The following is a 15,656-nucleotide window of genomic DNA, read 5'->3' as shown; positions in this document are numbered from 1 at the left end:
CAGACGTCATGGGATGAGCACCTCGCCGGTGCCGGCGGGGTCGGGGCCGGAGACACCGGCGGCGACGAGCACCCGGTCGTCGGGCAGCTCGGCGACGGCGTGGGCGGAACGGCCGGTGAGCAGCCCCGAAACCGTCGTCCAGGTGTCCTTGTCCGGGTCGTAGAGCAGCGCGGAGCGGTAGCCCGCCGCCCGTTCCGGGGTGCCGGTACCGCCGGTCACCAGGACGACGCCGGAGCTCAGCAGCAGTGCCCGGTGTCCGGTGCGCCCGCCGCCCGGCATCGGAGCCGCCGCGTGCCACGTGCCGTGCTTCGGGTCGTACCGCTCGGTGGTGGCGAGGCTGTGCGGGTCGAGCGTGCCGTCGGGCGCGACGACCGCGTCGCCGCCGGTGACCAGGACCGTGCCGTCCGGCAGCAGCGTCGCCTGGTGCCCGGTGCGGGCCTGGGCGAGGCTGCCGGTGACGACCCAGTCCTCCCGCGCCCGGTCGAACACCTCGCAGTAGGCGAGCTGCCCGCTCCGGCCGCTCCCGCACGGGACAGCGCCCCCGACGACCAGGACGTCGCCGTCCAGCAGCAGGACGGCCTGGTGGTCGGTGCGGGCGTCGGTCATCGGCGGCAGCGCCGTCCAGGTGCCGGTGCCGGGGTCGAACGCTTCGCACGACGTGAGGGCGCCGTCGTCCTGCCCGGTCCGCACGCCGGTGCCGCCGGCGACCAGCACCCGGCCGCCGCGCAGCTTGGTCGCGGAGTGGCCGTGCCGGGCGACGCGCAGGTCCGCCACCGGCGTCCACGCGCTCGCGCCCGGGTCGGCCACCTCGGCCGTCGCCAGCACGGCGCCGGTGCCCCGGCCGCCGGCCGTGAGCACCCGGCCGTCGTCGAGCCGGGTGGTGGTGTGCCGGCGGCGGGCGGTGCCCAGTGCCGGGCCGGTGGCCCAGGAGTCGGCGGTCGGGTCGAACAGGGTGGTCGTGGCGATGGCGGCGCCGTCCTGGCCGGTCCCGCCGGCGAGCAGCACGCGGCCGGTGGCCAGCGGCACGGCGTCCACAGTGGACACCGGAGCCGGCAGGACACCCGCGCCCGCCCAGGTGCCCGGCACGCCGGGGGAGCCCACCGCCTCGGCCGCGGGGATCACGTGCAGCAGACCGTCCAGGGTGCGGTCCGCCGCGACGAAGTCGGTGAGTGCGTCTTCGGCGGTCGCCCGGCTCCGGAACGTCGTCACGGTGGTCCGGCCCGGCCGGGCGATCGCGCCGGGCGGGAACGCCTGCCGGTTGCTCTTGCGGTAGGCGACGACGAACCGTTGTTCGGTGACGCGGACGGTGTCTTGCGTGGCGAACGGTTGTTTTTGCGTGGCTTGGCGGGTGGACAGGGCGGCCTGGCTGGTGCTGCTGCCCTTGGTGAGTTCGTCGAAGACCGGTCCGCTGACGCTGTGGAACCGCTTCCGCGGCCCGGCCAGCTTGGTCGCCCGCGGGGTGGCGGCACTGTCGATCAGGTGCAGTTCGTAGCGCGCGCTGCGGCGCACGACCCGTGCCGTGGCGAGGGCGGTGTCGGCGGTCAGTTCCAGGCCGGCGTCCTGGGTCTCGTAGGAGGGCCGGGACAGCGCGGCGGCGTCGGACAGGGTCTGGAACTGCCCCATCGCGAACCGGTCGCCGGTGAACGACACCCGCTTCAGCCCGCCGCCGTCCACCGGGTCGACGGTGAACCGCTTGCCGTCACCGGCCTTCTGCCCGCCGACGCGGTCGAGCCGGACGCCCAGCGGCAGCGCGCGCTGCCGGACGAACAGGGTGCCGAGCGGGTGCAGCACGATCTCGCCGGTCTCGGGCAGCTGCCGGAGGTTGACCAGCGTCCGGTTGTCCCCGGACGGCAGCCGGGCGTCCCAGCCTTCGGTCTTGCCGATTTCGTTGGCCAGTAAGGGAAGGACGGCCACCGGCGGCAGCGTGGTGTCGCGGTTCTCGCCCCAGGTGATGTCGAAGTTCGCCGAGATCGAGAAGAACAGGAACCCGATCGACCCCCGGCCGTGCGCCCGCCACGGCGCCGGGCCTTCGAGCTGGAAGTCCAGGTCGATGCCGAACGCGCCGACCCCGAACGCCTTCAACGTCACGTGGGCGTTGATGTGGATGGCGAACCGGAACGGGGACAGCTGGAAGAGGGCGTCGAACCCGAGGTGGCCTTCGACGCGGAAGGCGCTGAAGCCCAGTCGTAGTTCGGCTTTGGCGCCGAATTGGACGGTGTTGCTGGTGATGGCGAAGTACCCGGCGACGCGGATGAGCTGGTTGCTGCGGTTGAGGATGTCGACCGACAGCCGGTCGGGGATCGGGAACGGCAGGGGTGGTGGCCGGTAGGCGGGGTGGAACCCGCCCACAGTCAGGACCAGGTCGGGGTTGTCGCCCCAGGCGACCAGCACACCCATCCCGCCGTCGATGGGCATGGTGAGGACCCGCGAGTCGAACAGCTTCGCGAAGAACCACAGCCGGGACTTGTCCAGTTCGAGGGCGCCGACGAACTGGGCCTGGATCACCAGCAGGGGATCGTCCTCGGTGGGCAGCGCGGCCTTGAGGACGCCGAGCACCGCGATGGTGCCCGGGATCTCGATGATCACGCCGAGCGAGATGCTCACGAGGGTCGGTGTGCCCCAGCCGATCTTGGCCATCGGCCCGATCAGGAACGTGCCCTGTTCGGGCGGGAAGAACCGCGCCAGGTCGGAGAGGATTCGGGGTGCGTTGGCGACGACGTCCTTCGGGAAGGCGACGGATTCGATCGCGCCGGTGCGGACGCCTTCGACCAGGGCTGCGAGGTTCATCCCGCGGTTGAGCCCGACCAGCCCGCCGACCGCCAGGAGCCGGAAGCCGTATCCCAGCTGGATGCCGCTGCCGAACTCGGCGGTGAGGACCATCAGGAGGGAGAAGCCCGGTGAGCCGTCCGGCTGCCGGGTCGTGATCAGCCCGATCGCCTTCAGCGCGAGGAAGTCCGCGAACTCCAGTTCCAGCGCGCCGGCGTACTCCCCGCGCCCGGCGTCGAAGGAGAGGAAACCGCCACCGGAGATTCCGCCCGCGTCGATCGCCAGGCCGACTCCGGTGGGCGGTTTGAACCCGACGGAGAAGTCGGCGAGGCCCAGGCTGCCGTCGGTCTGCGGCTGCGTCACGCGCAGGACGGCACCGAGCCGATCGACCGCCGCGAAGACCGGACCGAGCTGGGCGGTGATCGACCCCGACGCTTCGAACGTGATGCCACTGGAAGCCAGCAACAGGGCCAGGTGCAGGCTGGTCAGGGTCACCGGCCCGGCGCCGATGTCGACCGGCACGTCCACCTCGGCGCCGCCGGATCCCTTGAAGCGCAATCCGGTGGCGGACGACCACGTCAGCGTGAAGTCGACGTCGAGCTCGATCTTGCCGGCGGGCAGGAGCGTGCCGATGAAGCCGTCCGCGTCCGACAGGTCCAGCACGATCTTGCCGCCCTCGACGGCGGCTTCGAACACCAGCGCGCCATCGGCCCGCCGCTCGGTCGGGTTCCACACGAGATCTCCGCCGACCGTGGTGCGCAGCCGCCGCGCCTCGATCCGCGAACCGCCCGCCGTACCGAGGACGACGATCGGCGGTGCCCCGTCGGCGTACGGTGCCTGCAGGCCCAGCCGTACCCCGCCGCGGACCTCGGCCGTCGGCGGCACGACCCGGAGCTGCGCCGGCGGCAGCAGTTCGACGGCGGTCTTCTCCTCCAGCGCCGCGTCGGACGTCACGACCAGCGCGACCGTGTCCCCGATCGGGATGGTCAGGTCCACCTTCTCGTCGGTGGCGAGGCGCAGCTCGGCGGCGACGCCGGGGACGGGATCGCCGGTGACCCCGACGTCGACCGCGGCGATGCGCAGGAACGGCGGCGGCCCGGCCTGCACGAAGGCGAAGTCCGTGACCGCGACGAGGAAGATCGAGAGCCGCCGCAGCAGCAGGTCCCAGTCGAACTCCGGGCTGCCCCACGCGTAGAGGTCGGCGAGCACGCCGACCGGGTCGCGCAGCAGCGCGGTCACCCGGTCCACCCGCAGCACGCGGCGCACGTGCGCGGGCGCCGCGGGGGTCGCCGCCAGCGGGGTCGACTCGAGGATCCCGAGGATCCCGAGCAGGTACCCGGCGACCGGCTTCTGTTCTTCGAGGTAGGTGATGAGCGCGAAGCCGAACAGCCGTTGCGCCAGCTCGGCGGCGAACGCCTCGACCTCGGCCCGGTTCGGTCCCGCCGTCCGCGCCGCCGCGGTGATCGCGGTGGAGACGACGTCGACGGCCGCGGCGACGGACTTGACGATCGGTGCCGCGGCGGCCACCGCCGCGGTGATCCGCGTGGTGTCGTGGGCGTCGATCGCCGCGGCCAGGTCCGTCACCACTCGCGGCAGCGAGCTCAGCGCGGTCGCGGCGCCGCCGACGGCGTTCTGCACGGCCTGCGTGCCGAGCACCACGTCGGGCGCGGGCAGGCCGATCTCGGCGAACAGGAGCGGGATCTCGGCGCCGCGCAGGCGCTGTTCGAGCGGGGCGAACGCGCGGCCGATCTCGAGCATCAGGGTTTCGACGGTCAGTGCCATCCGGTGCCTCCGCCGGGCTCGGTGCTGGTGTCGTTCATGTCATGCGCCCGTGACGACAAGGGCGTAGCCCTGATTGCCGAAGACGACGGTTCCGCTGACGGTGATGATCCACGGGCCCTTGAACGGCCGGTCCACGACGATCATCTGGACGGTGTTGAGCCGGTCCTCCGGGCCCGTGCCGCCTTCGCGGGACTCCCCGGCCGTGGTGTCGAAGTCGTTGCCCAGGAAGGTGATCCCCCGCGGGTCCCGCGCGGTCAGCTTGAGGACGTTCCTCGTCGGCCGGGTCGCCGACTCCGCCGCGGGCGGATCCGTCCACACGAGCGTGATCTTGAGCTGTTCGTGGTCGTCGCCGGCGATGAAGAGCCGTGAGGCGCTTGTTCCCTGCTCCAGCCCGGCGTTGTTGCGGATGTCGTTCACCAGGAGCCGGCGCCGGCGGCCGTCCTTGAAGACGAGGGTGCGGTCGAGCTGGATCTGCCCCCAGCCTTCGACGTCGGACGGATAGCCCGCGACGCCGGTCATGTTCGTCGTCGAGTTGAGCAGCACCGCCCGGATCAACGCGCCGGTCGGATCGATCCGGCGATCGTCTCGTTTCTCGCCGAGGGGGTACCACCCCTCCTTGAAGTACTGGCGCACGAGGGCGGCGGCGGCCGCCGCGTTGGGCGTCGCCCAGCTCGTCGCCGCCAGGTCGGGGTTCTTGAAGTAGGGACCGGTGTCGCAGTAGAGCGCGGTCGAGTCCCGCTTCAGGGACGCGGACTGGATGCCGTTGCCCACCGCCATCAGATCGGGTTTGCGCCGCCCGTCGGTGGTCGGCCCCGGCTTTCCGCTGCCGGACTTCATCTGGTCGGGCGGACCCTGCGACGCGGCCACGCACAACACGTTCTTCGCGATCCCGGGCGCGCCGTTGCCGGTGCCGCGGTCGGTGGTGTTCGCCGCGGCGGCGATCACCACGTGCTCCTCGTTGTCGAAGCTGAACTTGTCCGCGCCGACGGCGTCGGTGTTGTACCGCGGGATGACGCCGCCCCAGCTGTTGGTGTGGATGGCGGCCCCGAGTTCCTTCCCCCGTTGGAGGATGCCCTCCATCTTGAGCCCGATCGGCGGGAACAGGTCGTCGAGACTGCGGCAGACGAGCTTCGCCGCCCACGCGCCGCCGCGGTGCTCGTGCGTGCCGTTCTGGGCGAGCGAGTTGCCGGCGACGATGCCCGCGACGAACATGAAGTGCTCGGTGACGTCCGGCGTGTTCTGGTCGAACATGGCGAGCACCTTGCGGTGGTCCTTGCCGGCCTTGGCTTCGTCGGGGTCGTTGAAGAAGCAGTGGTTCAGGTCGAGGTGGCCCTTGTCGATGAGCCCGATGACCTGGCCCTCGCCGTGCAGGTCGTGGTCCCAGATCGGGGTGGTGTTCAGGCCGGCCACGCCCGACTGGAGGACCTGGGCCGCGGGGACGTCGGTGACCTCGCGCTCCGGGACCGGCTCGACCAGGACCAGCTCGTCGATGGCCGCGACCAGCGGCAGCTTGGCCCGGTCGTCGAGGGTGAAGTCGGCGTACTGGCTGCCGCCGAAGGCCCGGTTGTCGGTGAGCACGACGTTGCGCGCGCCGAGCGCGCCCAGCGCGGCTGCGACGGCGGCGGAGTCCGCGTCGTCGAACAGGGTCGCGATCAGGTCGAGCGGGGTGACGCCGGCGGGGATCCAGGAGGCGAGCCGCAACGCCGGGTCGAGCGGGACGCACGCGCGCACCAGGAAGTCGGCGCGCAGCCTCGCGGCCGTGTCGTCGTCGACCCGTTCGAGGAAGGAGAAGTTCGGGACGAACCGGTCGAGGCGGACTCCGTACGCGGCCTTCACCCGGGCGGCGTCGGGCTCGTTCAGGGACGCCCGGAACTGGACGAGCACCGCCTTCTTGGCCGGCGCCAGTGCTGCGGCGGCCGCCGGCGACTCGGCGGGGTCGAACGGTTCCGGGCCGATCCACACGCGGAAGTCGGTCATTTCAAGCCTCCTGACACCACGAGTGCGTAGCCCTGGGTGCCGAAGACGGCGGAGCCGCGGACGCTGATGGTCCAGTCGCCGATGGCCGGCTCGTCGACGATGACCATCTGGACGTTGTTGGCGATGTCCGGCGAACCGGTCCCGTTCGGCTTCGAAAGGCCCGTCGGCACGTCGATGTCGTTGCCGAAGTACCTGGTTCCCTGCGGGTCCAGCACTTCCAGCCGGAGCACGTTCCACGCCGGGCGCTGGAAGGAGCTCTCGGCGGGTGGCCGGTCCGTCCACACCAGCGTGATCTTGAGTTGCTCGGCCAGGCGTTCGACCCGCACCTTCTTCGACTGCACCTGGGCGAGCGCCACGCCGGCCAGGTGCCGTACGTCGTTCACGAACAGCCGGCGCGGACTACCGGGGAAGAAGAGGGTGCGATCGAGCCGGATGAGTCCCCAGCCCTCGGCGTTCGTCGGGTAGCCCTTGACACTGACGTTGGGGAGGTCGGAGCTGGTCACGTCGACCGTCGAGTTGAGCAGCACGGCCCGGATCAGCGCACCGGTCGGGAAGAACGGCCGGTTGCCCAGCCGCTCACCGCGGGGGTAGTACCCCTCGGTGAAGTACTGGCGCACGAGCGCGGCCGCGGCCGCGACGTTCGGGGCCGCCCAGCTCGTCGCCGCCGCGTGGAACACCTTCGGCGGACCGGTCTCGCAGTAGGGACCCGGGGTCGGCGAGGAGCGCGGCAGCGCCGAACTGATCCCGGCCCCCACGGCCATGATCTCGGGCTTGCGGCGCCGGTCGGGACGCGTCGGTCCGGGAACCCCTTCGGTCAGGTGCAGCTCGAGGGGGAAGGCGTCGGTCGCCGCGACGCAGAGCACGTTCTTGGCGATGCCCGGCGGTGTGTTGTCGTTGTCGTGGAAATCGGCGCCGGCGCCGACGACCACGTGCTCTTCGTTGCGGAAGCTGAAGTCGTCGGCGTCCCGTGCGGTCTTGTCGTAGTCCGGGTTTTCGACTCCCCAGCTGGTGTTGTGGATGGTGGCGCCGGCCTCCTTCCCGTCTTCCAGCATGTTCACGAGGTGGTCGTCCCGGGTGCGGAAGACGATCTTGGCCGCCCACGCCCCGCCCCGGTGCGGGTGCGCGCCCTGGTTGGTGAGGGCGTTGCCCGCCGCGATCCCCGCGACGAACATGCAGTGCTCGCTGACCTCGGTGCCGGGCTTCGAGGTGAGCTTGAGGACCTTCCGGTGCAGCGGGCCGGGGATGTTCACCGGTTCGTCGGCGAAGAAGCAGTGGCTCAGGTCGATCGTCCCGTCCTTCTCGATGATGTCGATCACTTGGCCCTCGCCGTGTATTTCCCGGTCCCAGATCGTGCCCGCGTGCTCGCCGACCCTGCCGGACTGGATCGTCTCCGCCGCTTCGACGTTGAAGGCCACGGCGGCCTGCTCCGGCTCCACCCAGACGACGTCGTCGACGGCCGCGACCAGCGGCAGCGCCGCCCGGTCGTCGATCGCGCACCGCGCGACGGGGTGGCTGCCGATCTCCCGGTTGTCGAGGACCTCGACATCCCGGGCGCCGGCCGCGGTCAGCGACGTCCGGGCGGCGGGGAGGTCCGTGTCGTCGAACAGGGTCACGATCAGCTCGAGCGGGGTGCCGGTGGCGGGGATCCATGGGGCGAGCTTCAGCGCCGGGTCCAGCGCGACGCACGACCGGACGAGGAAGTCGGCGCGCACCCGCGCGGCCGTGGCGTCGTCGAGACGTTCGAGGTAGGCCAGGTTCGGGATGAACCGGTCGAGGACCAGGCCGTACGCGGTCTTCAGGCGGACGACGTCGGGCTCGGTCAACGCGGCGGTGAACTGGACGACCGTCGCCTTCTTGCCCGGCGCGGGCGCGGCGGGTGCCACGTCGATGGGGTCGAACGGCTCCGGGCCGATCAGCAGGCGGAAGTCCTGGGGCTGCGTCATGGGATGAGCACCTCGCTGCGCTGGGCCGGCGTGCCGGCTTCCGGGTTTTCGGCGGCCGCGCCCGCGCTCGCGACCCCGCCGGCGACCAGGACCCGGTCGTCCGCCAGCTCCACGGAGCCGAAGCCGGACCGGCCGGTACCCAGTCCGTCCACTGTGGACCAAGACCCGTCGGTGTGGTCGTAGGCGAGGACGGACCGGAAGCCCGCCGTCGCTTCCGGCGCTCCGGTCCCGCCGAGCACGAGGACGAGCTCCGAGCGCAGGCGCAGGTGCCGGTGGCGGGCGCGGCCGCCGCCGGGCATGTCCGCCGCCGCGGACCACCTCTGCGTGGCGGGGTCGAACAGCTCGGCGGTGGCCAGGCTGTGCGGGTCGAGGGTGCCGTCGCCGGCGACGACCGGGTCGCCGCCGGTGACGAGCACCCGCCCGGTGGGCAGCACGGTCGCCTGGTGGCCTTTCCGGGCCTGGGACAGGGTTCCGGTGGGAGTCCACTCGTCCTTGTCCGGGTCGTACAGCTCGCAGTGGGCCAGCGCCTCGTCGCGGCCGTTCCCCGTGGGCACGGCGCCGCCGACGACGAGAACCCGGCCGTCGTCGAGGACGACCGCTTGGTGGCCGGTGCGCGCGTCGCCCATCGGAGCGGCCGCGGTCCAGGTCCCGGTGGCCGGCTGGAACAGCTCGGCCGACGCGAGTGCGCCGTCCTCCTGGCCGGTCCGGACCCCGCTGCCGCCGGTGACGAGGATCCGCCCGTCGGGCAGGGCGGTGGCCGTGTGGCCGTGGCGGGCCGTGCTCATCGCGGCCGCGGCGGCCCAGGCACCGGCGGCGGGGTCGAAGATCTCCGCCGAGGCGAGCACGCCGGCGCGGGACCGCCCGCCGAGGGCGAGCACGCGGCCGTTGCCGAGTCGGGTCGTGGTGTGCCCCCGGCGTCCGGTCGCCAGGGACGGCCCGGCCGACCACGCGTCGGCGGTCGGGTCGAACAACGCCGTGGCGGCGAGTGGTGCCCCGTCCGGGCCGGTGCCGCCGGCCAGCAGCACGCGGCCGTCGGCGAGCGTGGCCAGGTCGGTCCAGGACGCGGGCACCGGCAACGGCCCGGCGTCGGACCACGTCCCGGACGCGGCCGGCGGCGCCGCCGCCTCGGCCACCGGGATCACGTGCAGGAGACCGTCCAGGGTCCGGTCCGCGGTGACGAAGTCGGCGAGCGCGTCCTCCGCCGTGGCCCGGCTGCGGAAGGTGGCCGCCGCGGCGCGGGCCCGCCGTCCCGGCCTGGCGGGCGGGAACGCCTGCCGGTTGCTCTTGCGGTAGGCGACGACGAACCGTTGTTCGGTGACGCGGACGGTGTCTTGCGTGGCGAACGGTTGTTTTTGCGTGGCTTGGCGGGCGGACAGAGCGGCCCGGCTGGTGCTGCTGCCCTTGGTGAGTTCGTCGAAGACCGGTCCGCTGACGCTGTGGAACCGCTTTTGCGGCCCGGCCAGGGTGGCCGCACGGGGGCTCGCTGCCGTGGCCGTGCTGTCGATGACGTGCAGTTCGTAGCGCGCGCTGCGGCGGACCACGCGTGCCGTGGCGAGGGCGGTGTCGGCGGTCAGTTCGAGGCCGGCGTCCTGCGTTTCGTAGGAGGGCCGGGAAAGGGCATCGGCGTCGGACAGGGTCTGGAACTGTCCCATGGCGAAGCGGTCGCCGGTGTCCGAGACTCGTTTGAGGCCGGTGTTGTCGACGGGCGCCACGGTGAACCGCTTGCCGTCACCGGCTTTCCGGCCGCCGACGCGGTCGAGCCGGACGTTCAGCGGCAGCGCGCGCTGCCGGACGAACAGGGTGCCGAGCGGGTGCAGCACGATTTCGCCGGTCTCGGGCAGGTCCCGGAGGTTGACCAGCGCCCGGTTCCCGCCCGAGGGAAGCCGGGTCTCCCAGCCTTCGGTCTTGCCGATTTCGTTGGCCAGCAAGGGAAGCACGGCCACCGATGGCAGGGTGGTGTCGCGGTCTTCGCCCCAGGTGATGTCGAAGTTGGCGGAGATGGAGAAGAAGAGGAACCCGATGGTTCCCCGGCCGTGGGCGCGCCAGGGTGCCGGGCCTTCGAGCTGGAAGTCGAGGTCGATGCCGAAGGCGCCGACGCCGAAGGCTTTGAGGGTGACGTGGGCGTGGATGTGGATGGCGAACCGGAACGGGGACAGCTGGAAGAGGGCGTCGAACCCGAGGTGGCCTTCGACGCGGAAGGCGCTGAACCCCAGCCGTAGTTCGGCTTTGGCGCCGAACTGGACGGTGTTGCTGGTGATGGCGAAGTAGCCGGCGACGCGGATGAGCTGGTTGCTGCGGTTGAGGATGTCGACCGACAAGCGGTCGGGGATCGGGAACGGCAGGGGTGGTGGCCGGTAGGCGGGGTGGAATCCGCCGACGGTGAGGACGAGGTCGGGGTTGTCGCCCCAGGCGACCAGCACGCCCATGCCGCCGTCGATGGGCATGGTGAGGATGCGGGAGTCGAAGAGTTTCGCGAAGAACCACAACCGGGACTTGTCGAGTTCGAGGGCGCCGACGAACTGGGCCTGCACGACCAGCAGCGGCTTGTCGGCGTTCGGGAGCGCGGCCTTGAGGACACCGAGGACGGCGATGGTGCCCGGGATTTCGATGATCACGCCGAGCGAGACGGTCACCAGGGTGGGCGTGCCCCAGCCGATCTTGGCCATCGGCCCGATCAGGAAGGTGCCTTGTTCGGGTGGGAAGTACTTGGCCAGGTCGGAGAGGATTCGTGGTGCGTTGGCGACGACGTCCTTCGGGAAGGCGACGGATTCGATCGCGCCGGTGCGGACGCCTTCGACCAGGGCCGCCAGGTTCATCCCGCGGTTGAGCCCGACCAGCCCGCCGACGGCCAGCAGCGTGAAACCCGCCCCCAGCTGCAGGCCGGTGCCGAACTCGGCGGTCAGCACGATCAGCAGCGAGAACCCCCGCGACCCGTCGGCCTGGCGCGTGGAGATCACCCCGATCGCCTTGACCGCCACGAAGTCCGCCAGCTCCAGCTCCAGCGCGCCGGCGTACTCCCCGCGCCCGGCGTCGAAGGAGAGGAAACCGCCACCGGAGATCACCCCCGCGTCCACCGCCAGCCCGACCCCGGTCGGCGGCGTGACGCGCAGTCCGACGTCGAACGGGCCGGCGTTGCCGTCGGCGAAGGCGACCGGGAGCTCGACACCGAACCCGTCGACCACGTAGGAGAACGGGCCGAAGGTGCCCGAGAACGCCGCTTGCGCGCGCGTCGCCAGGGCCGTCCCGTCGGCTTTCACGGCCAGGGTGACGCGGTCGACGTGCGTGAACCCGAGGTCGAGGTCGGGGTTCGCGGTCACTTCGAGCCCGGCCTGGGTGGCGAACCGCAGCCCCGAGCGGCTCGACCAGGCGAGCTCGGCGGGGATCGCCACCCGCAGTTCGGTGTCGCCCAGCAGGGTGGCGAGGAACCCGTCCGCCCCGGCGGTCGCGATCACCAGCGCAAGGCCGTCGACGATGGCGCGGAACCCCAGCTCGGGTTCGCCGCCACGCACGTCGACGGCTGCTTCGAGCTTCGCCCCGGTCAGTTCGAGACGCGTCTGCCCGGGCTGGCCGAACAACCGGACGGCGGTGTCCGGGGCGAACACGAGCGACACCCCGAACCCGGCACTCGGCAGCGGCTGCCCCGGCGCGCCCGGGTAACGCACGCCGACGTCGCCCGGCCGCGCGAACACGGCGAGCTGCCGGGCCAGGTCCGTGCCGGCACGCACGACGAGGGACCAGTGGCCGCCGAGCGGCACGGCCGCGTCGACGCCGTCCGGCACCTGCGGCAGCAGGATCACGCCGGGCAGCGCGGCGCCGTCGGCCGGCAGCCCGGTGAGCTGGAGCCCGATCGGCGCCACCGTCCCGTCGGGCAGGGCGATCTCGCCGACCGTCAGGGTCAGGCCCTGGCCGGCGGTTTCGTCCGGGGGCTGGGTCGCCTCCGCGTGCAGGGGAGCGATTTCGTCGTCGGACAGCTGGTCGAACGTGACCGGCAGGCCGAGGCCCGCGACGAGCCCGGCGAGCAGTTCGGCGAGCTTGCCGAAGGCCAGGTTCGGGGTGCCCCAGCCGTAGACCGCGGCCGGCACCGGCGACGGATCCGCCAAGAGCGCGGGGATCCGGTCCCAGTCGAAGCGGACCCGCACGTGGTCGGCGCGGCCGGCGGCGGCCGGCTGGAACTCGGGCGCGATGATCCCCAGCGCCTCGAGCCCGGCGTACCAGTCGGGCGCCTCGGCCAGGAGCTGCCTGCCGAGCAGGTATTCGAAGAGCCGGCGGGCCAGCCCGGGGAGGAACACCGCGGGGTCGATCCCGGCCGGCGCCTGGGTCAGCGCCGAGATCGCCCGGTAGACGTCCCCGGCTTTGCCGACGACGGCGAGGATCTCTTCGGCTCCGGCGTCGCCGGCGAGCAGTTCGAGCGCGTTGACGGCCTGGGTGACCGCCGCCGCGACGGCGGGGTAGGACGGCGGCAGGCCGGGCACCCGCCAGCCGAGCTGGCGCATCAGCGTCGTGAAGGCGGCCGGGTCCGAGAAGGCGTCCTCGAGGGGCCGGAGGGCTTCGACGAGGTGGTGGGCGATCAGGCCCAGGGTGCCGCGGTCGCCGGTGGGGTCGGTCATCTCGCCCATCGCTTCCCGTAGCGCTCGCGGAAGTCCGCCTCCACTTCGCCGTGCAACGTCGGATCGGCGTTGTCGACGAAGGCGTAGCGGCAGACGATGCAGAAGTCGGACAGCTTCACGGTGTTCGTCCTCGGCTCCACGAAGAACTGGCGGTTCATCACGCAGGTGCCGGTCGGGCGGTAGATCCCGCAGTTGTGCTCGCTGCCGTTCTCGTAGATCCCGAGCGTCCAGAACGAGTGGTCGGGTGGCCTCGGCGCCGTGCCGTGGGGGAAGTTGGTCGCGAACGTCGGCACCGGCAGCTTGACGTTGCCGCACGCCCGGCCCTGGTTGTCGCCCGGTGCGGCGTTCAGCGGGTTCTGCGTGTCGGTGATGCGCTGGAGCACGTCCGGGTCGGAGAGGGTCAGCAGGCCGCCGAACTTGCCGTTCTTGAAGTCGGGGTCGGGCTTGCGGACGTAGGCCAGCAGGATGCTCCCGGCCGGGAAGGCGGCGATGGTCGCGCCGAACAACGGCTCGACGGTCACCCGGTTGGCCGCCGCGTCCACCGCGGTGACCTTGCAGATCGAGGACGGTGCCCCGGCCGTGGCCAGCGGGCGGCGGCGGAACATGACGATGTCGTCGGTCCGCAGCCTGCTCGCCTTGACGTCGGCGAGGTCGACGGTGAACGGGACGGCGGCCGGTGCCGTCATGCCGTTCTTCAGCACCCCGGCCTTGGCGATCCGCGGCCACTCGGCCCACTTGATCTTCCCGACGTCGATCGGCCCGCCGGGGGTCCCGTCGGCGGAGAGCGAGGCGCGGTCCTGGACGTTGGGGGTGGCCCGCACCTGGCGGATCTTGAGCGGTGTCGGCGCGGTGGTCCGCCCGCCGTACTCGTCGCCAAGGCCGAAGGAGTGCCCGAGCTCGTGGGCGACGGTCAGCCACACCGCGTAGAAGACGTCGGTGGGGATGTCGTCCGGCTTCAGGTCGAACCCGTTGCCCCCGTCGTTGAGCCGTACCTGGTGGAACTGGCGGGCGGCCAGGCTCACCCCGACGGTGATCCCGGTCGAGTCGTCGCTCACCTTGCGCCGGCTCGCGAGACCGCCGTGCCGGGAGGACCGGCAGAGCACGACCACCCGGTTCCGGTCCTTGCCGGTCGACCAGAGCCCGGCCGGGAGGACGTCGTCGTCCTCGCCCCGGAGCGCGTCGAGGAACTTGTTGAAGTCGTTGTCGGAGATCCGGCGGGGGTTCGGCGAGAGGTAGTGCTCGAGCAGGTTCACGTCGGCCGACGGCCGCTCGCTGAACGCCATGTGGAACGCGGTGTCGCGCTCGTTGAGCAGCAGCCGGTCGTTGAGGGCGACCCACTGGGCGAACCGCGGCCGCAGCAGGTCCGCGGTGATCAGGTCGCCGTAGACGCTCTGCAGGAAGCCGATCTTGCTCTCCACGGTGGTGCCGGCCGGGTAGTCGGCCGGGTTCGGCAGGCCGATGGCGTTGACGACGTCGGCGAGCGACCAGCCGGTGGCCGGGCGGGTCTCGCTCGGCAGGGGCAGGGGCAGCGCTGTCTTCGGCAGTTCTCCCGGAGCCGGGCTCGGGTCGAGCTCGTCGAGCACCGTGATCCCCGCCTCGGGTGAGGGCACCCAGCCCCGCCAGTAGTTGACGCGGCCGGTGAGGGCGGCGAACGGCCGCGTGTGGGGCCGGCTCTCGAGCCGGTCCTTGACGATGCCGACGAGCCGGTTGTACTGCGCCCGGTCGGCGGCGGTGTCCTGGAAGCCGTCGGGCAGGAAGAGGATGTTCGGCACGGTTTCGACCTGCTTCACGCCGGGGCCGCCGAGGTGCGCGAGCCGCACGTGGGTGGACCAGGACGGGCCGCAGACGGCCGTGCCGTCGGCGTGCAGCCCGGCGGCGGTCGCCGTCACCTTGGTGTCCGGGCCGGACTCGACCGGTGCGGTGAGCACCCCGGTCCGGGCGTCCACGGTGATCGGGCCGCCGGTGGCCGACCAGGTGAGCGCGGCGGTGGCCGTGTGCGCGAGGTGGACGTAGGTGAGCTCGTTCGCGTCCGGCGCCCGGAACGGCGACCAGTTGGTGATGTCGCCGATGACGCCCTCGCTGACGACCACGGTCCCGTCGAGCACCTGGTCGAACAGGCCGAGCACCGAGAACCGCGCCCGGCTGGACCCCTGTCGCACGGTCAAGCGCGCCGGGGTGAGCCACAGGGCGGAGACCTTCTCGTGCACGTGGATCCGGATGCGGGTGGTGATCGCCGGGTCGCGGTCCAGCGAGACCTTGAGGAGGAACGAATGCCCGCGCAGCGCGAGCGTCTTCACCGTGACCTCGCCGGCGGCCGTCAGCTCGAGACCGTGGTCGCCGGGCTTCAGCTGCGGCGTGAACGTCACCGTGGCACCCGCCGGCAAGGGCTGGTCCTGCGTGAGCGTCTCGTCGGTCAGGTCGTCGACGCGGAGCAGCCGGACGAGCTCCGGCGACGAGAGGCCGGGCGTCAGGTGCAGGTCGGTGGCGGCGGTGTCCGCCCACTTCAGCCGGACGATGGTCATGCGGTGTCCCCCCGGTTGCGCTGGCGTCTCCCACCGTCGCAGCGGCGGTCGACAGTTCG

Annotated in this window: 5 protein-coding genes; all 5 read right to left on the bottom strand. The window is 72.2% G+C overall.

What is annotated here, in order from left to right; translation table 11 throughout:
- Positions 1-6: 6 nt before the first annotated feature.
- From AB0G28_RS21765 to AB0G28_RS21745, 5 genes are read right to left on the bottom strand one after another with little or no spacing between them, the layout of a single operon-like run.
- The gene (locus tag AB0G28_RS21765) at positions 7-4,548 is read right to left on the bottom strand and encodes a DUF6603 domain-containing protein (RefSeq protein ID WP_361091567.1); all 4,542 of its coding nucleotides are present in this window, start codon (positions 4,546-4,548) and stop codon (positions 7-9) included.
- Positions 4,549-4,587: 39 nt separating this feature from the next.
- On the bottom strand, positions 4,588-6,525 hold the full coding sequence (locus tag AB0G28_RS21760; RefSeq protein ID WP_361091564.1) for a S8 family serine peptidase: 1,938 nt from the start codon (positions 6,523-6,525) through the stop codon (positions 4,588-4,590).
- The gene (locus AB0G28_RS21755) at positions 6,522-8,468 is read right to left on the bottom strand and encodes a S8 family serine peptidase (protein WP_361091561.1); all 1,947 of its coding nucleotides are present in this window, start codon (positions 8,466-8,468) and stop codon (positions 6,522-6,524) included. Before AB0G28_RS21755 ends, AB0G28_RS21760 begins: the two co-directional genes overlap by 4 nt.
- Positions 8,465-13,075, bottom strand: a complete 4,611-nt coding sequence (locus tag AB0G28_RS21750; protein WP_361091558.1) for a kelch repeat-containing protein — start codon at positions 13,073-13,075, stop codon at positions 8,465-8,467. Before AB0G28_RS21750 ends, AB0G28_RS21755 begins: the two co-directional genes overlap by 4 nt.
- Entirely contained in the window at positions 13,072-15,597 is a 2,526-nt protein-coding gene (locus AB0G28_RS21745; RefSeq protein WP_361091555.1) for a hypothetical protein, read from the bottom strand. Before AB0G28_RS21745 ends, AB0G28_RS21750 begins: the two co-directional genes overlap by 4 nt.
- Positions 15,598-15,656: the final 59 nt, after the last annotated feature.

The sequence above is a fragment of the Amycolatopsis sp. NPDC021455 genome (assembly GCF_040640995.1).
Classification (GTDB): domain Bacteria; phylum Actinomycetota; class Actinomycetes; order Mycobacteriales; family Pseudonocardiaceae; genus Amycolatopsis.
Note: the sequence above shows the minus strand (reverse complement) of the source record. Positions and strands in the feature narration are given on the sequence as shown.

What these genes read in the sequence shown, in the direction of transcription:
- AB0G28_RS21765 (WP_361091567.1), bottom strand. Translation starts at nt 4,548, where the DNA reads ATGGCACTGACCGTCGAAACCCTGATGCTCGAGATCGGCCGCGCGTTC.
- AB0G28_RS21760 (WP_361091564.1), bottom strand. Translation starts at nt 6,525, where the DNA reads ATGACCGACTTCCGCGTGTGGATCGGCCCGGAACCGTTCGACCCCGCC.
- AB0G28_RS21755 (WP_361091561.1), bottom strand. Translation starts at nt 8,468, where the DNA reads ATGACGCAGCCCCAGGACTTCCGCCTGCTGATCGGCCCGGAGCCGTTC.
- AB0G28_RS21750 (WP_361091558.1), bottom strand. Translation starts at nt 13,075, where the DNA reads ATGACCGACCCCACCGGCGACCGCGGCACCCTGGGCCTGATCGCCCAC.
- AB0G28_RS21745 (WP_361091555.1), bottom strand. Translation starts at nt 15,597, where the DNA reads ATGACCATCGTCCGGCTGAAGTGGGCGGACACCGCCGCCACCGACCTG.